The sequence below is a fragment of the Dactylosporangium sp. NPDC049742 genome (assembly GCF_040674675.1).
Lineage (GTDB): Bacteria > Actinomycetota > Actinomycetes > Mycobacteriales > Micromonosporaceae > Dactylosporangium > Dactylosporangium maewongense.
This window is the reverse complement of record NZ_JBFANF010000034.1, coordinates 51,410-71,837: the sequence shown is the minus strand read 5'-3', so window position 1 is coordinate 71,837 and position 20,428 is coordinate 51,410. Positions and strand designations below refer to the sequence as shown.

Genomic DNA, 20,428 nt, shown 5'->3' with positions numbered 1-20,428 from the left:
CGTCAGTCGCCGTCCTCCTCGTCGCGCAGTGACAGCACGATCGTCGAACGCGCGGCGAGGATGTGCGCGCGCATGACCGCCTCGGCCCACCCGCCGTCGCGGACCCGGAGCGCCTCGACGAGCTCGGCGTGCTGCCGCACGCTGGTGCGCATGCGCTCCGCGTCGTAGCGCTGGAAGGTGCGGAAGATCAGCGGCGTGTCCATGATGCCGCGGACCATGCTGTCGAGCTGCGTGTGCCGGGAGGCCCGCAGGATCGCGCGGTGGAAGTCGCCGTTGAGCACGGTGAGCTCGTCGGCGGCGGCCGCACCCTTCCGGCTCAGCGCGGTCATCCGGGCCGCGATCTGCGCGATGGTGTCGAGCTCCTCGTCGGTGATGCGCTCGGCGGCCAGCCGGGCACCGTAGCTCTCGAGCATCGCGCGGACCTCGTAGTTGTCCACGAGCTCCTGCTCGGACCAGGCGACCACCCGAGCGCCCCGGTTCGGCGTGAACTCGACGAGGCCCTCCGCGTCCAGCCGGCGCAGCGCTTCGCGCACAGGCGTGCGCGACACCCCGGCCCGCAGCGCGAGCTCCTCCTCGCGCAGCCGCTGCCCGCGGGCGAACTCGCCGGACAGGATGCCGGCGCGGACGGCCTCATACGCCGTTTCGGCCGCCTTGGCCATCGGCACTCCCCGGTCACTCGTCGGCATGAATCCGGCCGAGTCTAATGCGAAAGAGCGACATATCTCTGCAGTACACCCAGACCGCCACGCCCGCTGATGGGCGCGAGATGGAGCCCGAGAAACTGCGGTGCGCCGGCCGACCACTGACACTAAGGTCGCGCCATGGAGATCCGTAATGTCATGCCGGCCGAAGAGCTGGCTGCCGAGGCGGTCGTCTCGGCGGCATTCGGCGAGCCCCGGGACGGGCGCGTTGTGCAGATGATGCGAGCTCTGCAGACCAGCGGAGCAGCTCGGGCGAGTTTGGTCGCTGTTGTCGACGAGGAGCTGGTCGGGCACGTTGGTCTCTCACGCGGCTGGGTGGACGCTCGACGCGAGCTGGTCGAGGTGGTGGTGCTCTCCCCGCTGTCGGTACGTCCCGACTTCCAAGGCCGCGGCGTCGGCACCGCGTTGGTCGCGGCGGCGCTGGAGACCGCCGGAGATCGTGGCGCGCCAGCCGTTTTCCTTGAGGGCAGCCCGGACTACTACGGACGCCGCGGGTTCAGCTCCGCCTCCGCCCTTGGGTTCGACCGGCCCTCGACGCGCATCCCGGACCCGGGGTTCCAGGTGGCGCTTCTTTCGTCGTACCAGCCGTGGATGGTCGGCCAGCTGATCTATCCCGAGGCGTTCTGGACGACTGGCACGGTCGGTCTGCGTGACCCCGAGCTGGAGCAGGTGGAAGCTCAGATCGCGTCGTGGCGTGCGGGCGAACGAGCGCCGGGCGCGGACCAGTAACTCGGGTGTGACCGTGTTCGGCGGTTCCGGTGTCCGGCAGGATGGCGACCGCCCGGTCGTAGATGCGTGGGCCCTTCACGCCCTCGCCGCAGCTGCGCCGCTTCCATGCTGGAGTAGTTAGATGGCGGACAGGCCGCCGTCGACGACGAGGGTGGTGCCGGTGACGTAGGACGACGCCGGGCTCGCCAGGAACAGCAGCGCCCCGTCGATCTCGGACTGCTCGCCGAAGCGGCCCAGCAGGCTGTGCTCGGCGACCATGGCGCGGAGATTGTCCTCACCCGTTGCCGTCATCTCGGTGGCGACGTAGCCGGGGCACAGAGCGTTGACCCTGATGCCCTTGCGGCGGGACCACTGCTGCGCGAGGTCGCGGGTCAGCCCGATCACGCCCGCCTTGCTCGCGGCGTAGGAGGCCCCCGGGAACCGCGAGGCCACGACGCCGTGGACGCTCGCCACGTTGACGATGGACGAGCCCGCCGGCATCACCCGGGCGCAGGCCTGCGCCATCCAGAACGAGCCGTTGAGGTTCACGTCGATGACCTGGCGGAACGAGTCGGGGGTGTCCTTCGAGGCCGGCACGGAGACGGCGAGGCCGGCGTTGTTGACGAGCACGTCGACGCGCCCGAACTCCGCCGTCGCCGCGTCCACCAGGGCCTGGCACTGCTCGGGCACCGCGATGTCCGCCGCTTGGACGAGCACGGTCGCGCCCTGCGCCCGCAGCTCGTCCGCGGCCGCCCGCAGCCGGTCCAGGCGCCGGGCGCCGAGCACGAGGTGGCCGCCGACGGCGGCGACCGCCCGGGCGAAGCCCAGCCCGAGCCCGGAGCTGGCGCCGGTGATGACGACCACCCGCCCGTCGAGCCGGAACGCGTCGAGAGGCCCGCTCATCGTCCTGTCCCTTTCTCGTACTGCACGGTGGCGAGCGCGAGGTCGGCGTACCGGCGGGCCATGGTGGCCTCGTCGACCGGGCCACCCGGCCGGAACCAGCCGGCGACGCCCTGGCACATCGACAGGATCGCCCGGCCGCACTCGTCCGGGTGCGGGGTGCGGAAGACGCCCTGCTCCACTCCCCCGCGGATCGCGTCCCGCAGTTCGCCCTCGAGCTCGTCGCGCTGGGCGACGTAGTGCGCCCGGTTCTCCGGGGTGAGGCTGCGCCGTTCGGAGTCGAGGAACGCCAGGTCGCGATGGTGGGCGGTGTACAGGACGATGGCCTCGACCAGCGCGCTGAGCCGGGCCGTGCAGTCGGCGCCGGCCTCGTCGAGGGCGGCCCGGGCGTGGGTGTGCACGATCCGCATCGCGTGGTCGAGCAGCTCCCGGAGCATGGCCTGCTTGTTCTCGAAGTGGTAGTAGAGCGCCGGCACGGTGACGCCCGCCCGGTTGGCTATCTTGCGGACCGACGTGCCGTCGTAGCCGTGCTCGACGATCTCGTCCAAGGCCAGCGCCAGCAGCGGGTGCAGCTCCAGTGGTGGGTACTCCCGCCAGTCGGACGCGTCGTCGCTCACTGTCATCCCCGCCTCTGTCCCGCTCGCCAAATCCGTCACGAGTGATTGCCTTCGCAGGCACTCGAAGGCTAGCTTAGCGATCGCTAACTAAGTAGACCAGACACGGAGGTCGTGGCATGGATGTCCGGGGCAAGCAGGCGCTGGTGACCGGAGGCGCGTCCGGGCTCGGCCTGGCGACGGTGGAGACCCTCGCGGCCGCGGGGGCCCGGGTGGTGGCCCTCGACCTGCCGGGCGCCGACCGCAGCCGGCTCGATGCGCTGGGGGACGCGGTCCGGTTCGCCGGCGCCGACGTGACCGACGAAGCGGCGGTGCAGTCGGCGGTCGCGCTCGCCAACGACGACGGCGGCCTCGCCGTCCTGGTCAACTGCGCGGGCATCGGCAACGCGATCCGGACCGTCGGCAAGCAAGGCCCGTTCCCGCTCGCCGACTTCGAGCGGGTCATCCGGGTGAATCTGCTCGGGACCTTCAACGTGCTGCGCCTGGCCGCCGCGGCGATGGCGGAGAACGAGGTGACCGGCGAGGAGCGCGGGGTCATCGTCAACACCGCGTCGGTGGCCGCGTTCGACGGCCAGATCGGGCAGGCCGCCTACTCTGCGTCCAAGGGCGCCATCGTCGGCATGACCCTGCCGATCGCCCGCGACCTGGCGACGCTGAAGATCCGCGTCGTCACCATCGCCCCGGGCACCTTCGAGACCCCGCTGCTGGGCCAGCTGGCGCAGGAGGTCCGCGACTCGCTGGGCGCCCAGGTGCCGCATCCGAGCCGGCTCGGCCGCCCGGCGGAGTACGCGCAGCTGGTCGCGGCGATCGTCGCCAACCCGATGCTCAACGGCGAGACCATCCGCCTCGACGGCGCCATTCGCATGGCCCCGCGCTGAGCAGTGCGCACCGACGGGGCCACCGACGGGCCCACCGACTGCCTCACCGACGGAAGGAAGAGATCATGCGTCAAGCGGTCATCGTCGACATCGTCCGGACGGCCTCCGGTAAGGGCAAGCCGGGCGGAGCGCTGTCCGGCGTGCACCCGGTCGACCTCTACGCCACCGTGCTCCGCGCCCTCGCGGAGCGCAACGACCTGGACCCGGGGCGGGTCGAGGACGTCATCACCGGCTGCGTCGGCCAGGCCGGCCAGCAGGCGATGAACATCGGCCGCAACGCGGTGCTCGCCGCGGGCTGGCCGGAGTCGGTGCCGGCCACGACCATCGACCGGCAGTGCGGGTCCAGCCAGCAGGCGATGCACTTCGCCGCGCAGGGCGTGATGGCTGGGGCGTACGACATCGTCGTCGCCGGTGGCGTGGAGTCGATGAGCCGGGTGCCGATGGGAGTCAGCACGCTGGGTCAGGACCCGCAGGGGCCCGGGGTCGCCCGGCGCTACCCGCAGGGGCTCGTCGGCCAGGGCGTCTCGGCCGAGCTCATCGCCCAGAAGTGGGGGCTCTCGCGGGAGCGGCTCGACGAGTACTCCGCCCGGTCGCACCGCCTCGCGGCCGAGACCGCGAACGCCGGCGGGTTCGACCACGAGATCGTTCCGGTGCAGGACGGCGACGCCCGGTTCGCGGCGGACGAGACGATCCGCCCGGCGACGAGCCCCGAGGGCCTGGCCGCGCTCCGGCCGTCCTTCGACGCCCCCGAGATGCGCGAGCGGTTCCCGGACCTGGACTGGCGGATCACGGCGGGCAACTCCTCGCCGCTGACCGACGGCGCCGCCGCGGCCCTGATCATGGGCGAGGACGTCGCCGCGAAGCTCGGCCTCCGCGCGCGGGCCCGCTTCCACGCGTTCGCAGTGGCCGGCGACGACCCGCTGCTGATGCTGACGGCGCCGATCCCGGCCACGCAGCAGGTGCTGGCGCGGGCCGGCCTGGGCATCGACGCGATCGACGCCTACGAGGTGAATGAGGCCTTCGCCCCGGTACCGCTGGCCTGGCTGGCCGAGCTCGGCGGTGACCCCGAGCGGCTCAACTGCCGGGGCGGCGCCATCGCGCTGGGCCATCCGCTCGGCGCCTCCGGCATCCGGCTCATGGCCACGATGCTGAACCACCTCGAGGCCACCGGCGGCCGTTACGGGCTGCAGACCATGTGCGAGGGCGGCGGCCTGGCCAACGCCACCGTCGTCGAACGCCTCTGATCGGGAAGACATGACCAAGGACCTGTGGGCGCGGCGCCCGTTCTTCACCGGCGACCACGAGGCGTTCCGCGCCACCGTCGCCGCGTTCCTCAGCCGGCACGTCACCGCGCACGTCGAGTCCTGGGACGAGGCGGGCATCATCCCGCGCGAGCCGTGGCTCGAAGCCGGCCGGCAGGGGCTGCTCGGCATCAACGCACCCGAGGAGCACGGCGGCGGCGGGGCCATCTCCGACTTCGGCTTCCGGTGCGCGATGATGGAGGAGTTCGCCAAGGTCGGCGCCGCGTCCCTCGGCTCGGGGTTCTCCGCCCACGCCGACATCGTGCTTCCGTACTTCTTCGACCTGGCCACCCCGGAGCAGGCCGCACGGTGGGTGCCGGACCTCTGCTCGGGCCGGCGCATCGGCGCCATCGCCATGACCGAGCCGGGCACCGGCTCCGACCTGCAGGGCATCCGGACGACGGCCCGGCGCGACGGCGACGGCTGGGTCCTCAACGGCGCCAAGACGTTCATCACCAACGGCATCCTGAGCGACCTCGTGATCGTGGTCGCCCGGACCGATCCGGCCCCCGACGCCGGGAGCCGCGCGTTCAGCCTGCTGGTCGTGGAGCGCGGGACGCCCGGCTTCGAACGCGGCCGCAAGCTCGCCAAGGTCGGCCTGAAGTCCCAGGACACCGCGGAGCTGTTCTTCGACAACGCGATCGTCCCCGCCGGCAACGTGCTCGGCGAGGTGGGCCGGGGACTGCACCACCTGATGAGCCACCTGCCGCTGGAGCGGCTGGGGATCGCGGTCGCCGCATGCGCCGGGGCCCGGGCGGCGCTCGGCTGGACCGTCGAACACGTCACGCAGCGGCAGGCGTTCGGCCAGCGCATCGCGTCGTTCCAGAACACCCGGTTCGCCATCGCCGAGATGCTGACCGAGCTGGAGGTGTCCCAGGCGTACGTGGACGACGCCGTGCTGCGGTTCAACCGCGGCGAGCTGAACGCGGTGGACGCGGCCAAGGCGAAATGGTGGGCGACGGAGATGCACAAGCGCCTCGTCGACCGCTGCGTCCAGCTGTTCGGCGGTTACGGATACATGCTCGAGTACCCCATCGCCCGGGCGTACGCCGACACCCGCGTCACCACCATCTACGGCGGCACCACCGAGATCATGAAACACATCATCGCGCGCGACGTTCTGGAGACCCGATGACAGACACGAAGACGACCGTCGAAACCGAACCGGCCGCGTTGTACGAGCGGGCCGGGCACATCGCCGTGATCCGGCTGAACCGGCCCGCGTCCCTGAACGCCGTCAACGCGGCGCTGTCCACCGCGGCCGGGGAGGCGCTGGAGCGGGCGGCGGCCGACCTCGAGGTGCGGGTCGTGGTCGTGACCGGCAACGGCCGGGCCTTCTGCGCCGGCGCCGACCTCAAGGAGCTGGCGGCCGGGCGGTCGATCGCCGCGCCGGAGCACCCGGAGTGGGGCTTCGCCGGCATCGTCCGGCACTGGATCGACAAGCCGCTGATCGCGGCCGTCAACGGGTTCGCCATGGGCGGCGGCACCGAGATCGCCCTCGCCTGTGACCTGGTGGTCGCGGCCGAGGACGCCCGGCTCGGCCTGCCCGAGGTCAAGCGGGGCCTGGTCGCCGCCGCGGGCGGGGTGGTGCGGCTCCAGCGGCAGATTCCGCTCAAGCGCGCGCTGCAGATGGCGCTCACCGGTGACGCCGTCGACGTGCAGGAGGCGGCCGAGTGGGGCCTGGTCAACGTGGTCGCCCGGCCCGGAGCCGCGCTCGAGGAGGCGATGGTGCTGGCCGAGCGCGTCGCCGCGAACGCACCGCTGTCGGTGCAGTACACCAAGCGGGTCATGCACCAGGTGGCCGAGTCCGGCTCGGCCTGGGACCCGGAGTGGTCGCGCCGCGAGCCGTGGGCCGTCAACGACGAGGCGGCCGCGCTCGTGTTCGGCAGCCGGGACGCCGTCGAGGGGCCGATCGCCTTCGCCGAGAAGCGGGCGCCGGTCTGGGAAGGCCGGTAGTCCGCGCGGGACCGGTGCGCCCGAGTCGAGGGCGCCCGGGTCCTGCGCGTCGTCGACGGCCCCGGCGGCCGTTCACCGCCGGACCTTCGCCCGCGAAGTACCGCGCCGCGAACGCCCCTACGCGGGATAGGCCGGAGGTCGTCGTTCCCGCAGCGCGGCCAGACCCTCCGCGTAGTCGGGCCCGTCCAGCAGCTCGCCCTGGTCGTCGAGCTCGCGGCGCATGGCCGCCTCGAGCTCGTCGGCCGCCGCCCGCCGGAGGGCGAGTTTGGCGCGCCGGAGCGCCTCGCGTGACGCGCCGGCGGTCCCGGCCGCCAATGTACGGGCGGTGTCGAGCAGGTCGGCGGCCGGGACGACGTCCGAGACCAGGCCCCACGCCAGCGCCGTCGGCGCCGGCACGCGCTCGGCGAACAGCGCCATCCGGTTCGCCCGCACCCGCCCGATCGCCGCCGGGAGCAGGTGGCTCGCTCCCCCGTCGGGCACCAGCCCGATGTTGACGAACGGCAGCTGGAACCAGCTCGTGTCGGCCGCCACGACCGCGTCGCAGGCGAGGGCGAACGAGACGCCGACGCCGACCGCCGGCCCGTTCACCGCGGCGACGACCGGGACGTCGGCGCGGATCACGGCGAGGACCGCGTCGTTGGCCGCGGCGACGATCGCGCGGCCGTCCGCGCCGCCGGTCGCCGCGCCCGCCGGGGAGACGTCCGCGCCGGCGCAGAAGGCGCGCCCTTCCCCGGTGAGCAGGATGCAGCGCACGCCGGGCCGGCCGGCCGCTTCGCGCAGCCGGCTCCCCAGCAGTCGCATGCCCGCAAGGTCGAGGGCGTTGAGCCGGTCGGGGCGGCTCAGGGTGACGGTCGCGACCGGGCCGTCGGTCGTGACCAGGACGGCGTCGTCCGTCATCGTCCCGCCGCCGACACCAGCGGGGAGAGACGGGTGGTGATGAGGTCTTCGGCCTCGGCGACGATGCGCGCGACCAGTTCGGCCACCGTCGGGATGTCGTCGATCAGCGCCTGCGACTGCCCCACGGTCCAGAGCCCTCGCTCCATGTCGCCCGTCTCGTACACCTCGCGGCCGCGGACTCCGGCGACGAGGTCGCGCACGTCGGCGAACTCACCGCCGGCCCGCAGGATCTCGACGACCTCACGGCTGACGGTGTTCGTCGCGACGCGGGCGGTGTTGTGCAGGGTCCGGAAGATCAGGGTGGTGTCGCGCTCGCTCGCCTCGACGATCTTCCGCTTGACGTTCTCGTGCACCGGCGCCTCCACGGTGCAGAGGAACCGGGTGCCCATGTTCACCGCGTCGGCCCCCAGCGCCAGCGCGGCGATCAGGCCGCGGGCGTCGGCGATCCCGCCCGATGCGACGATCGGCACGGAGACCCGGCGGGCCGCGGCCGCGATGAGCACGAGCCCGGGCACGTCGTCCTCCCCCGGATGGCCGGCGCACTCGAAGCCGTCGATGCTCACGGCGTCCACCCCGAGCGACTCGGCCTTGACCGCGTGCCGCACGCTCGTGCACTTGTGGATCACCTTGATGCCCGCGGCCTTGAAGGCGGGCATGTGCTCCGCCGGGCTGAACCCGGCCGTTTCGACGGTCCGGATCCCCGACTCGATGATCGCGGCCCGGTATTCGGCGTACGGGGGCGGCGAGATCGCCGGCAGGATCGTGAGGTTGACGCCGAACTCCTGGTCGGTCAGCTCCCGGCAGCGGGCGATCTCCTTGACGAGCGCCTCGGGCGTCGGCTGGGTGAGCGCGGTGAGGAACCCGAGCGCGCCGGCGTCCGCCACCGGGGCCACCAGCTCGGCCCGGCCGACCCATTGCATCCCGCCCTGCACGATGGGGTGCCGGACGTTGAACTCGCGGGTGAAGCGGGTCTCGATCATGCCGTTCGTCTCCTGTCGCACGCCCCGAATTCGGGCGCAAAACTTGATGTTAATATCACTTTTAGTTCTCAAAGCTCGGTGTCGGACGGGGGCAGGGCGATGCCACGCCAGTACTCCAAAGGGGCGCGCACGGCGGCCACGTTCCTCGAGGCGGCCCGCAAGGAGTTCGCGACCCGCGGTTACCTGTCGACGAAGGTCGAGGACATCGCGCGTACCGCGGGCCGGTCGTCGGCGAGCTTCTACAACTACTTCACCGACAAGGCCGACGTGCTCGCCGCCCTCGCCCAGGCCTTCCACGAGGACACCCGCGCCCAGATCGCGGTGCCGTACCAGGAGGGCCGCCCGCCCAAGGAAGCCATCCGGATGGCGATCACCATCTTCTGGGAGACCTACCGCGACCGGCTCGGCGCGCTCAGCGGCGTGTTCCAGGCGTCGATGGCGGACCCGGCCTTCCTGGAGAGCTGGCGCGACATCCGGCGGTCGGCCATCGACTTCATCGCCCACGGCGTCGAACACGCCCAGAAGGAGGGCTACTGCCCGGGCATCGACGTGCGGATGACCTCGTCCGCGCTGTCCTCGATGCTCGAGCTCTCCTGCTACGTGTGGCTGGCTCAGGGCGGTGACAACGGCGACTCCGTCGTCGACGAGGAGGCGGCGATCGACTCGCTCGCCGGCATCTGGTACCACGCCATCTACTGGCGCCCGGAGGACCAAGGCCCGGCCTGACGATCGTCGCGGCCGAGGACGCGCAGCTCGACCTCGGTGCGCGGGCCCAGCGCCGCGAGGATCGCGGCGAACCGGTCCGGGGCGAGGCCGGCCCTGATCTCGGCGACCAGGGCCCGTTCGTCCGGCACGCCGAGCTCCGCGAAGACCGCCCCGTCGACCCGGCGGCGCTCGGTCCCGGCGGCCAGGTCTCGCTGCACCACTTCCAGCGCGGCGGCACACGCCTTGAGCAGGTATCGGGAGCGCCCGCTGACCTGCGGCAGGAGCTCCGTGCGCAAGGTCTCCACGACGGCCGTCAGCAGCTCGTTGTGGTCGGGGACCGCGGCGTGCGATGGCATGTGTACTCCCGTTGTCACCGGAGCAGCCCGAGCAGGTCGTGCTCCACCTCGACCACCCGCCGGCCGACCAGCGCCAGGTCGATCGAGCGGGTCGTCCCGGACAGGTGCCGGTCGGCCTGCTGCAAGCAGCCGACCGCCCAGATCCACGTGCCCAGCACGACCGCCCACGCGAAGTCGGCGTCGGACACGTCCACGCCCGCCGACGCCCGGTACCCGTCGAGGAAGTCCTGGACGTCGCCGAAGCCGCCGACCACGCCCGGCCCGCGGAAGCGCCAGCTGCGCACCGCTATCCAGCCCAGGTCCTCGAGCGGATCGCCGCGGTGGGCCGACTCCCAGTCGAGGACCCCGACGAGGCCGTCGCCGTCGACCACGAAGTTCCCGAGCCGGAAGTCACCGTGGGTCAGGGTCGTCCGGCGGCGCGGCGGCCGGCGCTCCTGCAGCCACCCGTAGGCCAGTTCGAGCACCGGCCGGTCGGGGTCGAGCCGGTCGAGGGTCGCCCGGTATTCGACGAGCCGGTCCTCGTCCGGCAGGGCCGCGACGGCGCCCGGATCGACGGTGTGCAGCCGGCCGAGGGCGTCGCCGCACTGGCGGGCCAGCCGTGGTCCGGCGGGGCCGGTCGTCAGTACGTCGAGAATCCGCCGCGGCACCGTCTCGCCGTCGAGCCGTTGCAGGACGAGCCCGCCGGGCACGACCGCGATCACTTCGGGCGCCGCGACCCCGGCGGAGCGGGCGGCCCGGATGACGCTCGCCTCGAAGGTGGCGCCACCGCCGCGGCGCTCGCCGGGCGGATCGGCCAGGAGGATGAGTCTGCGACCCGCGGCCTCGAAGGCCCAGACCTCGCGGGACGAGCCGCCGGTCAGCCGCTCCAATCCGGTCACCGGCTCGCCGAGGGCGGCGGTGAGGGCTGTCTCGTTCATCGAGCGGCCATCCGGTCCCACGTGCCCGCCGTGAACGGGTCGCGTTTGAGCTCCACCTTGCGCACCTTGCTGGTCGGGGTCTTCGGCAGCTCGTCGAGGAACTCGATGTAGCGGGGGACCATGAACCGGGGCATCGTGGCCGCGAGGAACTCCGACAGTGCCAGGGCGTCGAGGTGCGCGTCCGGCATCGGCACGACACAGATCTTGATCTCCTCCTCCCCGTCGTCGGACGGCACGCCGATCGCGGCGCACTCGAGGACGCCGGGGTGGGCGGTGACCATCGACTCGACCTCGAACGACGAGATGTTCTCCGACCGCCGCCGCACCGCGTCCTTCACCCGGTCGACGAGGTAGTAGTTGCCTGTCTCGTCCCGGCGGAAGGCGTCTCCGGTGTGGTACCAGCCGTTGCGCCACGCCCGCGCGGTGTCCGCGGGCCGGCCCAGGTAGCCCTGGTTCATCGTCCACGGCCGGTCGGAACGCACGATCAGCTCACCGATGTGGCCGGCCGGGACCTCGGCGTCGAAGTCGTCGACGATGCGCAGCTCGTACCCGTCCCGGGCGCGGCCGCAGCTGCGGTGGTCGACGACGTCATCGCCGGTCGCGATCGGCCAGCCGGCCTCGGTCATCCCGTAGTTGGTCCGCATGCGCAGCCCGAACCGCCGCTCGAACGCGGCGTAGTCGGGCAGCAGCGGGCCGCCGGTGATGCTCTCGACCGGGTTGTCCCGGTCGTCCGGGCGGGGCGGCTGCTGCCAGAGGAAGTTCGCCATCGCGTAGAAGGCCCAGGCCCGGTTGCAGGCGTGCGCGCGGACGTCCGGCCAGAAGCGGTCGGTCTTGAAGCCGTCGCGGAAGACGAACGTCCCGCCCCAGTGCGCGACGATCTGCAGCGGCACCTTGCCACCCAGGTGGAACGCGGCGAACGGGGCGTAGAGCACGTCGCCGGGGCCGACGTCGTCGAAGGTGTCGATGCCGGTGACGAGTTGCCCCCACGGCGTGAGCACGCCCTTGGACGGCCCGGTGGTGCCGGAGGTGTAGATGATGGCGGCGGTGTCCCACGGCTTCGGATCCTCGACGCCGGCCAGCACCGCCGGGTCGTACACCAGCGGCTGCCCGATCTCCAGGACGAAGACCGCGGCGTCGGCGTCCGCGGCCTGCCGGAGCTCGTCGGCGCGGGCCTCGACCGTGACGATCAGGCGGGGCCCGGAGTCGTGCAGCACGTGCCGGAGCATGTCGCCGCGGTAGGCCGGGTTGATCGGCACCTGCACGGCGCGCAGCCACCCGCACGCGATCCACAACGCCTGTTCGTCGACGCACGTGGGCAGCAGGACCGCGACCCGGTCCGATGGCTGCACACCCTGTTCCAGCAGGAGCCCGGCGAACTGCTCGACCCGCCGCTGGAACGCGCCGTAGGTGACCCGGCCCCGCTCGACGTCGATCAGGAAGTCCTGGTCCGCCAGCTCGGTCGCCCGCCGGCGGAGCAGGCCGGGCAGCACGCGGGCCGGGTCCAGCTGCTGCGGCACGGACTCACCCACTCGCGACCTCGCTCAGGTAGCTGCGTTCCAGCTTCGACCAGTCCCTGGAGAGTTCGGCCGAGGCCCCTTCGGTGATCACCCGGCCGCGCCGCAGCACGTACGCCCGGTCGGCCACCTCCAGCGCCCGCGCCGCCTGCTGTTCGACGAGCAGGACGCCCAGCCCTTCGTCGGCGGCCCGCCGGATGGCCCGCAGCAGCCGGTCGACGACCAGGGGCGCCAGGCCGAGCGAGAGCTCGTCGGCGAGCAGCAGGGCGGGCCGTCCAGCGAGCGCCCGGGCCAGGGTCAGGATCTGCTGCTCGCCGCCGGACAGCAGGCCGGCCCGGCGGTCGAGCAGCGGGGTCAGTTCAGGGAACGCGTCGAGCGCGAGGGAGCGTGGCCCGCGGCCGAGGCGCAGGTTCTCGGCCGCGCTCAGCTGCATGAACACCGAGCGTTCCTCGGGCACGAAGGCCATGCCCTCGCGGGCTCGCCGGTGCAGCCGGGCCGAGGCCGGTCTGCCGCGCCACCGCACGGTGCCGGCCAACGGCTTCAGCTCGCCGGCCAGGGTCAGCAGCGTCGTGGTCTTGCCCGCGCCGTTGGGTCCGAGCAGCGCCACGATCTCGCCGGGCCGCACCACCAGGTCCAGGTCGCGCAGCGCGGCCAGGTCCCCGTATCCGGCGCTGAGCCCGCGGGCCTCGATGAGCGGCTCGCCGTCCGCGGCCGCCTCGGTCGCGGGCGCCGGCTCGCGCTCGATCACCTCGACCGGACCCGTCTGTGCGGCAGTCTCGTCGGCAGTGTCCTGGGTGCCGAGGTAGGCGGTGATGACGGCCGGGTCGGACCGGATCTCCGCCGGTGTCCCGGTCGCGATCACCTTGCCGAAGTTGAGGACCGAGACCTGGTCGCTCACGTCCAGCACGACGGAGACGTTGTGCTCCACGAGCAGCACCGCCATCCGCAGCTCGGTGGCGAGCCGGCGGATGAGGTGGCCGAGCTCGGCGGTCTCGGTGTCGTCCAGACCGGCGGCCGGCTCGTCGAGCAGCAGGACCGAGGCGCCGGTGGCGACCGAGCGGGCGATGGCCAGCAGCCGGCGGCGGCCGTACGGCAGCTCGTCGGGTTTGCGTTCGAGGTCGTCCTCCAGGTGGAACTCGCGGATGGCGGCGAGCGCGGCCGGCGAGTACCGGTCCCGGCCCGGATGGACGAGGTTGGACAGGAACGCGGGCCAGTCCTGGCGGTCGCCCGCGGCGAGCAGGTTCTCCCGGACCGTCATCGTCTCGAACAGTTCGAGGCTCTGGAAGGAGCGGCTGATGCCGGCCGCGGCCCGGCGCTGGGCCGGCCAGTGGCCGATGTCCTGGCCGTCGAGGGTCATCGTGGCGCCCGGGCTGTCCACGAACCCGGTCAACGCGTCGATCAGGGTCGTCTTGCCCGCCCCGTTCGGCCCGATGAGCCCGTGGACCTGTCCCGGCACGAGGTTGAGCGCCACGTCGTCGAGCGCGGTCACGCCACCGAACCGGACCGTCAGCCCGCTCACGTCCACCGGCCGCTCGACGACGCTGAACGTCGTCTCCCCCGCCAGCTCCGCGACGTCGCGCCGGCGCGCCCGGCGGCCGCTGCGCGCCGTGATCCACTTGGGGATCAGCCCGGCGGGCAGCCGCTGCGTGGCCAGACCGTTGGGCAGCTGCGGCAGCACGATGAGCAGGGTCAGGCCGAGGATCATCTGCCCGACCTCGTTGCGCGAGATGAACTGCGCGAACGCGGTGCCGGGGAAGAGCTGCGAGATCACCCCGGAGAGCAGTCCGGCCGGGGCGTACATGGCGCCGATGACGGCACCGACGAGGTAGCCGATGCCGCCGATGATCGAGAACACGACCGCGAAGATGGACTGGAAGGCGGTGTACGTCGGTATGAAGGTCACGTTCGGCTGCCGGAACGACAGCAGGACGCCGCCGGCCGCGGCCAGGGCGGCCGAGATGCCGAAGGCGAAGATCTTGGCGCGGGCCACGCTGATGCCGATGCTGGCCGCGGCGCGCTCGTTGGACCGGACGGCCACCAGGCGGCGGCCGGCCCGGCCGCGCCGGAGGTTCGCGACCATCAGGGCGGCCAGGATGAACAGCACCAGGCAGAAGATCGCGTAGCGGCTGGGCCAGAAGTACGTGTCCATGTCGATGCCGAAGATCTTCGGCGAGCCCACGTTGATGCCCGTGAACCCACCGGTGCGCTCGGTCGAGGAGAAGATCTGGTGCTCCAGCACCACGGCCAGGCACAGCGTCACCACGGCCAGGTTCATGCCCCGGGTCCGCAGCGCGGGCAGGCCGACGATGATGCCGACCGGGACCGCGCCAACCACGCCGATCAGCAGCGCGGCCCAGAACGGCACGCCGTGGTCGGCGACCAGGCGGGCGGCGATCCAGGCGCCCATACCGGCGAGCGCCATCTGCGCCAGCGACAGCTGTCCCGTGTAGCCGGTGACGACCACGAGGGACAGCACGACGAGGCCGAGCGCCAGGGTGATCTCGGTGGCGCTGAGCAGGGCCGGCGGGAACACGAAGTACAGCAGTCCGAGGGCGACGAGCCCGGTGCCGAGCAGCACCGGGGGGCGCACGATGCCGGTGCCGAGCTGGGGCGGGCGCTGGATCGCCTCACCCCGCAGCGGCAGGGAACGCCCGGAGATGACGAGGACGAGGATGATGACGATGAACGGCACCGTCTGGCCCCAGCCGTCGGCGTGCTGGCGGGTGCCGATCCAGGCCACCTCGGACTCGAGCATGCCGATCAGCAGCCCGCCGGCCATCGTCAGCGGGAAGGACTTGAAGCCGCCGAGCAGGGCGGCGGCGAGGGCCGGCACGATGAGCATCGCCAGGTTCTCCACCTGCAGCGTGCCGATGCTGACGATGAGCACGGCCGACACCACGCTGAGCGCGCAGCCCACCATCCAGTTCACGGTCGCGACGGTGTCCGGGGAGATGCCCAGCGCCGAGCTCGCCCGCCCGTTCTCGGCCACGGCCGAGGTGGCGAGGCCGAAGCGGGTGGAGCGGTACACGACCGTGAGCACGACGGCCAGCACCAGCCCGACGCCGAGGATGGCGAGCCGGTCGGTCCCGATCCGGATGCCCGGCAGCACGGTCGTCGACCCGTCCGGCAGGATCGAGGTGACGATCCGGGCCTTCCCCACGCCGAACAGGTACTGCCCCAGGCCGAAGAGGAACGCGAAGACACCCAGTGTCGCGATGAGCCGCGACACCGGCGGCGCGTCCCGCAGTGGTCGCATGACGAGCTGATGGATCAGCGCGCCGATGGCCAGGCCCACGCCGATGGCGAGCAGCGCCGCCACCGGCGTGGCCATGCCGGCCTCGCGTTGCAGGTAGAAGACGTAGGCGCCCACCATGCCGACCGCGCCCTGGCTGAAGTTCAGAATCCCGGAGCCGCGGTAGATCAGCACGATTCCGAGGGCGGACAGGCCATAGATCGCGCCGGCCCCGAGACCGAGTACGGCGAACCTGATCACGTCAGTCAGCATGTGTGGGCCCGGTCCTCAGCTCTTCGGCGGAGTGGTGCAGTTCTGGCCGGTGTAGGCGTCGCGGAAGGTGTCGTACACCGGCAGTTCCTTGCCGCCGCTGTACTTCACGATGAACGCGCAGGAGGTGAAGATCCGCGGGTATCCGCCCACGTTGCCCTTCTGCCACTGGATCGGCGGGGTGAGGCCGATGTCGATGCCGCTCATCGTCGGCAGCGCGTCCCACAAAGCGGTGTTGGTCGGGTCGGGCACCTTCTTGGCCGCCTCGGCGAAGGCGAGGACGGCGGCGTAGGCGTTGAGCCGGAAGCCCCGCGTCTCGCTGATCCCCTGCTTCGACATGGCCGCGACGTAGTTCTTGGTGGCCGTGTTCTCGTACGACGGCGGCAGGTAGCCCAGCGCCTCGTAGAGGCCGTCCGAGGCCGCCCCGAGCGCGTCGGCGACCTTCTCCTTCTGCGTGCCGATGATGCCGATCCCGATGTTCGGCGCGTCCTTCTTGAGCTGCTTGATGAAGGCGGTCGAGTCGGTGCCCGGCAGCACGGTCAGGATGGCGTCGGTGCCGTTGGCGAGGACGGCCTGGACGTAAGGCGCCATGTCCGCGGCGCCGGTCGGCACGGGCACGTCGTTGAGGATCTTCTGACCGGCGGACGTGAGGCCCTGGTTGGCGAAGCCGCTGAACGCCCCGCCGCCGTCGATCTGGATGCGGGCCATGCTGATCTTCTTGAAGCCCTGCGCGGCCAGCGCGTTGGCCAGCGACGCGGTCTGGATCGGCGTGCTGCCGTCGAGGGGGAACTGCGCGATCTCCGTCAGGTCCGTGCCGGAGGTGACGGCACCGATGATCGGGATCTTCGCCTCCCGGAGGATCTTCTCGTGGCCCTTCTGCAGGGTGAGCTCGCCGACCACGGCCGACACCCCGAGGCTCTGGGCCTGGCGGGCGCAGTTGTCCGCGATGTTCGGGTCGTTGCCGGTCTTGCAGACGGTCATCTCGATCGGCCGTCCTTTGATGCCACCGTTCGCGTTCACCTGCGCCAGACCGGCATTCGCACCGTCGACGAGCTCGGGGGCGGCACCCGAACCGGTCTCGTCGTAGATCAGCATGACCTTCACCGGATTGCCGGCTGTTGAGCCGCCGCCCGGGGCGGCGGGTGACTTGGTCTTGTCGTTGCTACAGGCGGATAACGCGACCGGCAGAACAAGCATCGCCGCAGCGAGGCGGGTCCGCAGCGTCCTCATGAATGCCTCCATCAAGGCCAGAAAGGTTGGGGGTGTGGGCCTGATACTGACATCAGTTTCAGAAAATTGGAACAGAAGACCGTTCAGGCCTTCGCAACCGCCTCCACGACCGGCGCGGCCGGCTCGTGGCGGACGTCGTCGGGGGTCAGCTTCCGCATCCAGGCCGCGAACTCCAGCAGGATGCCGTCCGGGTCGAAGAAGTACAGCGAGCCGACGTAGACGCCGTCGTGCATGCGCCGCGCGATCGTGGACGGGCTGTCGTCATGGAACACGACGTGCCCGACCTCCACGCCCTTGGCCTGGAGCCGCTCGCGGTACTCGTCGAACTTGTCGGCCGGGATCTGCAGGGCGACGTGGTTCATCGACGCGACGGCGCTGGCGATGTCGCCGACCCCGGGCAGCGCACCGGGATGGGTCACACCGGGAACCTTGTCCGGCGCACCCGGGAACCAGAAGAAGGCCAGGGCGTTGCCGCCACCGCAGTCGAAGAAGAAGTGCTGCCCCATCCCGTTCGGCAGCTCGACCGTCTTGATCAACGGCATTCCCAGCACGTTGGTGTAGAAGTCCACCGTGCGGCGCATGTCGCTGCACACCAGCGCGAGGTGGTTGATGCCGCCGATCTCGAATTCTCGCTCGGCCATGATGCGCCCTCCAGGGTTCAGTTGATCGGGCCGATCCCGGCCCGGTCGGCCACCAGTTCCAGGTGCGGCGCCGCACCGCCGGCGAGCTGACCGTTGGTGTGGGCCCGCTTGAGATAGATGTGCGCGGGGTGCTCCCACGTGAAGCCGATGCCGCCGTACGTCTGGATCGCGCCCTCGGCCGCCGCCAGATAGGCGTCGGCGGCGGCGAGCTTCGCGACCGCGGCGGCCAGCGCCGAGTCCGGGGCGTCGGCATCCAACCGGCGCACCGCGTGGTCGACCGCCGCCACCGCCCCGTCGAGCTGACTCGACACGTCGGCCAGGCGGTGCTTGACCGCCTGGAACGAGCCGATCGGGCGGCCGAACTGCATGCGCTGGCGGGCGTGGTCCACGGCGCCCCGCAGCACGGCCCGGGCCCCGCCGATCGAGTCGGCCGCGACCAGCGCGGCGAGCTCCGACCGCAGCCGCTCGGCCTTCCACTCGCCGTCCCGGCCGAGCGGCGTCGTCACCGCCCCGTGGAACTCGACGTGCCACAGGACCCGCGACGGGTCGAGCGTGGGCAGCGGGCGCCGGACGACGCCGCGCGCATCGGCCGGCACCACGAACAGATCCGGCCCCGTCGCGATCACGAAGGTGTCGGCCGCTCCCCCCTCCAGCACGTAGGTCCGCTCGCCGTCGGCCAGCACGAGCGCGACCCGATGCCGGCCGCTGACCGCGCCCGCCAGGAGCCGGTCCCGTTCCGGTGACGCGGGCGCGGAACGCAGCGCCCGCAGGCCGAACATGTGGCCCAGCAACGGCGTGGCGGCCGGCACGGCGCCGCACTCCTCGATCGCCACCGCCAGGTCCTCGAGCCCGAGCTCGGCGACACCGAGATCGAACAGCGCATCCCAGTTCCCGCCGGGCGTACAGCGGGCCACCACGGCGGCCACCGAGGAGCGCCACTGGTCGCGCTCGGCGGCACTGAGCTGACTCATGGCCGGCTCATGCCCGCAGCGCGGCGGCGGCCTGGCTGTCGAGGTACTCGTCGATGCGCGAGATCCGCCCGCCGGTCACCGTCACCACCAGGCAGGCGGGGATCTCGACCTCGGTGCCGTTGGGCGCGGTCCCCCGCAGCACGTGCTGCTCCACGTAGCCGGTCGGCGTCGCGTGGCGTACCACGTCCTCGTAGCGCTTGTTGCCGACCTTGCGGTGCAGCCAGTTCAGCACCTTGAGGTTCTCGTCGACGCGCTGCTCGTGCTGATCGTCGTTGTGCCAGACCACCACGTCGGCCGTGTAGATCTCGTCGCGCAGGGCGTCGAGGTCGTTGGCGTCGATCGCCGTGGCCAGCCGCTCGGCCAGCGCGAGCGAGACATCCGCCGGGCTGGTTCGAAACTCGCTCGTCGTCATCGAAACTCCTGAAAGCGATGTCGGTTTCCGTCAGTTGTCGCGGTACGTGGTCAGCGCACGATCTCCGACCACGGCGCCTGCTCCCGGTAGTCGCCGCGCAGCAGTCGCTTGGCGACCACCATCCGGTGCACCTCGTCCGGGCCGTCGTAGATGCGCGCGTAGCGGGCGTCGCGGTACATGCGCTCGAGCGGCGTGTCCTCGGTGACGCCCAGCGCGCCGTGCACCTGCAGCGCGCGGTCGACGACGTCGTGCAGCATCTGCGCGCCGAAGAACTTGATCAGGGAGATCTCGATCCGGGCGTCCTGCCCGGCGTCGATCTTCCGCGCCGCGTCCAACGTCATCAGCCGGGCCGCCTGGATGTGCGCGGCCGACTCGGCGATGTAGCGCTGGACCTCGCCCTTCTCCGACAGCAGCGAGCCGTGCGCGAAGCGGGTCTTGACGCGGTCACACATCAGCTCGAAGGCGCGCTGGGCCTGCCCGAGCCAGCGCATGCTGTGGGTGATCCGGCCCGGCCCGAGCCGCGCCTGGGCCACGGCGAAGCCGCCACCCCGGGGCCCCAGCAGGTTCTCGGCCGGCACCCGCACGTTGTCGTAGCGGACCTCGCAGTGGTTGCCGCCGTAGTGGCCCATGGTCCGCACGACCCGCTCGATGTTGTAGCCGGGCGTGTCGGTGGGCACGAGGATCATCGAGAACTGCTGGTGCTTGGGCGCGTCCGGGTCAGTCTTGGCGAAGACCGTGGTGTACATGGCGCGGTTGGCGCCGGAGGTGAACCACTTGTGGCCGTTGATCACCCACTCGTCGCCGTCGAGCACCGCGGTGGTCTGGATCAGCGTCGGGTCGGAGCCGGCGACCTCGGGCTCGGTCATGCCGATCGTCGGTCCGGTCACGCCCTCGAACAGCAGCGGGATCCACTGCTTCCGCTGGGCCTCGGTGCCGAACTCCAGCAGCATCAGACAGTCCTGAAAGGACAGTGTGCCGAGGGCCTCCGTTCCCCAGTACGAACGCCCGACGATCTCGTTGACCATGACGTAGTCCATGAACGGCAGGCCGCCGCCGCCGATCGCGGCCGGGTGCCCGAGCGCCCAGACGCCCCGCTGCTTGGCCAGGCTCTTCAGCTCCGCCATCGCCTCGGTACTGCTCGCGTCGTTGCGATCCAGGATCGGCTCCCGCGGGATCAGCTCCTCGTCGACGAACCGCCGCACGTCGTGGCGCTGCTGGGCGAAGTCTCGACTCGGCACGGACGCC

The 20,428-nt window shown here is 71.8% G+C and carries 20 protein-coding genes; 6 read left to right on the top strand and 14 right to left on the bottom strand.

Annotated features, from left to right (window positions below; genetic code table 11):
- Window positions 1–2: 2 nt before the first annotated feature.
- Entirely contained in the window at window positions 3–659 is a 657-nt protein-coding gene (locus tag AB0J72_RS34205; RefSeq protein ID WP_363405871.1) for a GntR family transcriptional regulator, read from the bottom strand.
- 162 nt (window positions 660–821) lie between these two features.
- Between AB0J72_RS34205 and AB0J72_RS34200 the strand changes: the two genes are divergently transcribed.
- Window positions 822–1,430, top strand: a complete 609-nt coding sequence (locus AB0J72_RS34200) for an N-acetyltransferase (protein WP_363405869.1) — start codon at window positions 822–824, stop codon at window positions 1,428–1,430.
- A gap of 117 nt (window positions 1,431–1,547) precedes the next feature.
- On the opposite strand, the gene AB0J72_RS34195 is transcribed toward AB0J72_RS34200, so the two are convergent.
- Both AB0J72_RS34195 and AB0J72_RS34190 read right to left on the bottom strand, forming a co-directional pair.
- Window positions 1,548–2,312, bottom strand: coding sequence for an SDR family oxidoreductase (locus AB0J72_RS34195; RefSeq protein WP_363405867.1), 765 nt, complete (start codon window positions 2,310–2,312; stop codon window positions 1,548–1,550).
- Window positions 2,309–2,932 carry a TetR/AcrR family transcriptional regulator gene (locus tag AB0J72_RS34190; RefSeq protein WP_363405864.1) on the bottom strand — a complete coding sequence of 208 codons (624 nt, stop codon included), beginning with the start codon at window positions 2,930–2,932 and terminating at the stop codon, window positions 2,309–2,311. The genes AB0J72_RS34195 and AB0J72_RS34190 overlap by 4 nt, the downstream gene beginning before the upstream one ends.
- A gap of 110 nt (window positions 2,933–3,042) precedes the next feature.
- Here AB0J72_RS34190 and AB0J72_RS34185 point away from each other — a divergent pair, with 110 nt between their 5' ends.
- The 4 genes from AB0J72_RS34185 to AB0J72_RS34170 all read left to right on the top strand — a co-directional run bounded on the left by AB0J72_RS34185 (window position 3,043) and on the right by AB0J72_RS34170 (window position 7,058).
- On the top strand, window positions 3,043–3,801 hold the full coding sequence (locus AB0J72_RS34185) for a 3-hydroxyacyl-CoA dehydrogenase (protein ID WP_363405861.1): 759 nt from the start codon (window positions 3,043–3,045) through the stop codon (window positions 3,799–3,801).
- 65 nt (window positions 3,802–3,866) lie between these two features.
- A complete protein-coding gene (locus AB0J72_RS34180; protein ID WP_363405859.1) occupies window positions 3,867–5,045 on the top strand; it encodes a thiolase family protein in 1,179 nt (392 codons plus the stop codon).
- Window positions 5,046–5,055: 10 nt separating this feature from the next.
- On the top strand, window positions 5,056–6,237 hold the full coding sequence (locus tag AB0J72_RS34175; protein WP_363405856.1) for an acyl-CoA dehydrogenase family protein: 1,182 nt from the start codon (window positions 5,056–5,058) through the stop codon (window positions 6,235–6,237).
- Window positions 6,234–7,058: a crotonase/enoyl-CoA hydratase family protein gene (locus AB0J72_RS34170; RefSeq protein WP_363405853.1), complete on the top strand. Its 825-nt coding sequence runs from the start codon at window positions 6,234–6,236 to the stop codon at window positions 7,056–7,058. Before AB0J72_RS34175 ends, AB0J72_RS34170 begins: the two co-directional genes overlap by 4 nt.
- Before the next feature lie 117 nt (window positions 7,059–7,175).
- On the opposite strand, the gene AB0J72_RS34165 is transcribed toward AB0J72_RS34170, so the two are convergent.
- Together AB0J72_RS34165 and AB0J72_RS34160 are read right to left on the bottom strand one after the other, a co-directional pair.
- Window positions 7,176–7,955, bottom strand: coding sequence for an enoyl-CoA hydratase-related protein (locus AB0J72_RS34165; RefSeq protein ID WP_363405850.1), 780 nt, complete (start codon window positions 7,953–7,955; stop codon window positions 7,176–7,178).
- Window positions 7,952–8,956 (bottom strand): nitronate monooxygenase, encoded by a 1,005-nt coding sequence (locus AB0J72_RS34160; protein WP_363405847.1) that lies wholly within the window; start codon window positions 8,954–8,956, stop codon window positions 7,952–7,954. The genes AB0J72_RS34165 and AB0J72_RS34160 overlap by 4 nt, the downstream gene beginning before the upstream one ends.
- A gap of 78 nt (window positions 8,957–9,034) precedes the next feature.
- On the opposite strand from AB0J72_RS34160, the gene AB0J72_RS34155 reads away from it, so the two are divergent.
- Complete coding sequence (locus tag AB0J72_RS34155; RefSeq protein WP_363405844.1) at window positions 9,035–9,661, top strand: TetR/AcrR family transcriptional regulator; 627 nt, start codon at window positions 9,035–9,037, stop codon at window positions 9,659–9,661.
- Here the strand turns inward: AB0J72_RS34155 and AB0J72_RS34150 are convergent.
- From AB0J72_RS34150 to AB0J72_RS34110, 9 genes are all read right to left on the bottom strand, one after another.
- Window positions 9,628–9,996, bottom strand: coding sequence for a DUF6285 domain-containing protein (locus tag AB0J72_RS34150; RefSeq protein WP_363405841.1), 369 nt, complete (start codon window positions 9,994–9,996; stop codon window positions 9,628–9,630). The two genes, AB0J72_RS34155 and AB0J72_RS34150, sit on opposite strands and share 34 nt — an antisense overlap.
- A 14-nt stretch (window positions 9,997–10,010) precedes the next feature.
- Window positions 10,011–10,913, bottom strand: a complete 903-nt coding sequence (locus tag AB0J72_RS34145; RefSeq protein ID WP_363405838.1) for a phosphotransferase family protein — start codon at window positions 10,911–10,913, stop codon at window positions 10,011–10,013.
- The gene (locus AB0J72_RS34140; RefSeq protein WP_363405835.1) at window positions 10,910–12,430 is read right to left on the bottom strand and encodes an AMP-binding protein; all 1,521 of its coding nucleotides are present in this window, start codon (window positions 12,428–12,430) and stop codon (window positions 10,910–10,912) included. Before AB0J72_RS34140 ends, AB0J72_RS34145 begins: the two co-directional genes overlap by 4 nt.
- A 4-nt stretch (window positions 12,431–12,434) precedes the next feature.
- Window positions 12,435–15,932 carry an ATP-binding cassette domain-containing protein gene (locus AB0J72_RS34135; protein WP_363405832.1) on the bottom strand — a complete coding sequence of 1,166 codons (3,498 nt, stop codon included), beginning with the start codon at window positions 15,930–15,932 and terminating at the stop codon, window positions 12,435–12,437.
- Window positions 15,933–15,947: 15 nt separating this feature from the next.
- Window positions 15,948–17,024, bottom strand: a complete 1,077-nt coding sequence (locus AB0J72_RS34130; RefSeq protein WP_363405829.1) for an ABC transporter substrate-binding protein — start codon at window positions 17,022–17,024, stop codon at window positions 15,948–15,950.
- Between the two features lie 218 nt (window positions 17,025–17,242).
- Window positions 17,243–17,800 (bottom strand): VOC family protein, encoded by a 558-nt coding sequence (locus AB0J72_RS34125; protein WP_363405826.1) that lies wholly within the window; start codon window positions 17,798–17,800, stop codon window positions 17,243–17,245.
- A gap of 17 nt (window positions 17,801–17,817) precedes the next feature.
- Window positions 17,818–18,771 (bottom strand): acyl-CoA dehydrogenase family protein, encoded by a 954-nt coding sequence (locus AB0J72_RS34120; protein WP_363405823.1) that lies wholly within the window; start codon window positions 18,769–18,771, stop codon window positions 17,818–17,820.
- A gap of 7 nt (window positions 18,772–18,778) precedes the next feature.
- Complete coding sequence (locus tag AB0J72_RS34115) at window positions 18,779–19,183, bottom strand: nuclear transport factor 2 family protein (RefSeq protein WP_363405820.1); 405 nt, start codon at window positions 19,181–19,183, stop codon at window positions 18,779–18,781.
- A gap of 50 nt (window positions 19,184–19,233) precedes the next feature.
- Entirely contained in the window at window positions 19,234–20,421 is a 1,188-nt protein-coding gene (locus tag AB0J72_RS34110; protein WP_363405817.1) for an acyl-CoA dehydrogenase family protein, read from the bottom strand.
- Between the last annotated feature and the right edge of the window lie 7 nt (window positions 20,422–20,428).

Bases quoted from the DNA above. Each gene is read 5' to 3' on its own strand.
- AB0J72_RS34205 (WP_363405871.1), bottom strand. From the start codon at position 659: ATGGCCAAGGCGGCCGAAACGGCGTATGAGGCCGTCCGCGCCGGCATC.
- AB0J72_RS34200 (WP_363405869.1), top strand. From the start codon at position 822: ATGGAGATCCGTAATGTCATGCCGGCCGAAGAGCTGGCTGCCGAGGCG.
- AB0J72_RS34195 (WP_363405867.1), bottom strand. From the start codon at position 2,312: ATGAGCGGGCCTCTCGACGCGTTCCGGCTCGACGGGCGGGTGGTCGTC.
- AB0J72_RS34190 (WP_363405864.1), bottom strand. From the start codon at position 2,932: ATGACAGTGAGCGACGACGCGTCCGACTGGCGGGAGTACCCACCACTG.
- AB0J72_RS34185 (WP_363405861.1), top strand. From the start codon at position 3,043: ATGGATGTCCGGGGCAAGCAGGCGCTGGTGACCGGAGGCGCGTCCGGG.
- AB0J72_RS34180 (WP_363405859.1), top strand. From the start codon at position 3,867: ATGCGTCAAGCGGTCATCGTCGACATCGTCCGGACGGCCTCCGGTAAG.
- AB0J72_RS34175 (WP_363405856.1), top strand. From the start codon at position 5,056: ATGACCAAGGACCTGTGGGCGCGGCGCCCGTTCTTCACCGGCGACCAC.
- AB0J72_RS34170 (WP_363405853.1), top strand. From the start codon at position 6,234: ATGACAGACACGAAGACGACCGTCGAAACCGAACCGGCCGCGTTGTAC.
- AB0J72_RS34165 (WP_363405850.1), bottom strand. From the start codon at position 7,955: ATGACGGACGACGCCGTCCTGGTCACGACCGACGGCCCGGTCGCGACC.
- AB0J72_RS34155 (WP_363405844.1), top strand. From the start codon at position 9,035: ATGCCACGCCAGTACTCCAAAGGGGCGCGCACGGCGGCCACGTTCCTC.
- AB0J72_RS34150 (WP_363405841.1), bottom strand. From the start codon at position 9,996: ATGCCATCGCACGCCGCGGTCCCCGACCACAACGAGCTGCTGACGGCC.
- AB0J72_RS34145 (WP_363405838.1), bottom strand. From the start codon at position 10,913: ATGAACGAGACAGCCCTCACCGCCGCCCTCGGCGAGCCGGTGACCGGA.
- AB0J72_RS34135 (WP_363405832.1), bottom strand. From the start codon at position 15,932: ATGCTGACTGACGTGATCAGGTTCGCCGTACTCGGTCTCGGGGCCGGC.
- AB0J72_RS34130 (WP_363405829.1), bottom strand. From the start codon at position 17,024: ATGCTGATCTACGACGAGACCGGTTCGGGTGCCGCCCCCGAGCTCGTC.
- AB0J72_RS34125 (WP_363405826.1), bottom strand. From the start codon at position 17,800: ATGGCCGAGCGAGAATTCGAGATCGGCGGCATCAACCACCTCGCGCTG.
- AB0J72_RS34120 (WP_363405823.1), bottom strand. From the start codon at position 18,771: ATGAGTCAGCTCAGTGCCGCCGAGCGCGACCAGTGGCGCTCCTCGGTG.
- AB0J72_RS34115 (WP_363405820.1), bottom strand. From the start codon at position 19,183: ATGACGACGAGCGAGTTTCGAACCAGCCCGGCGGATGTCTCGCTCGCG.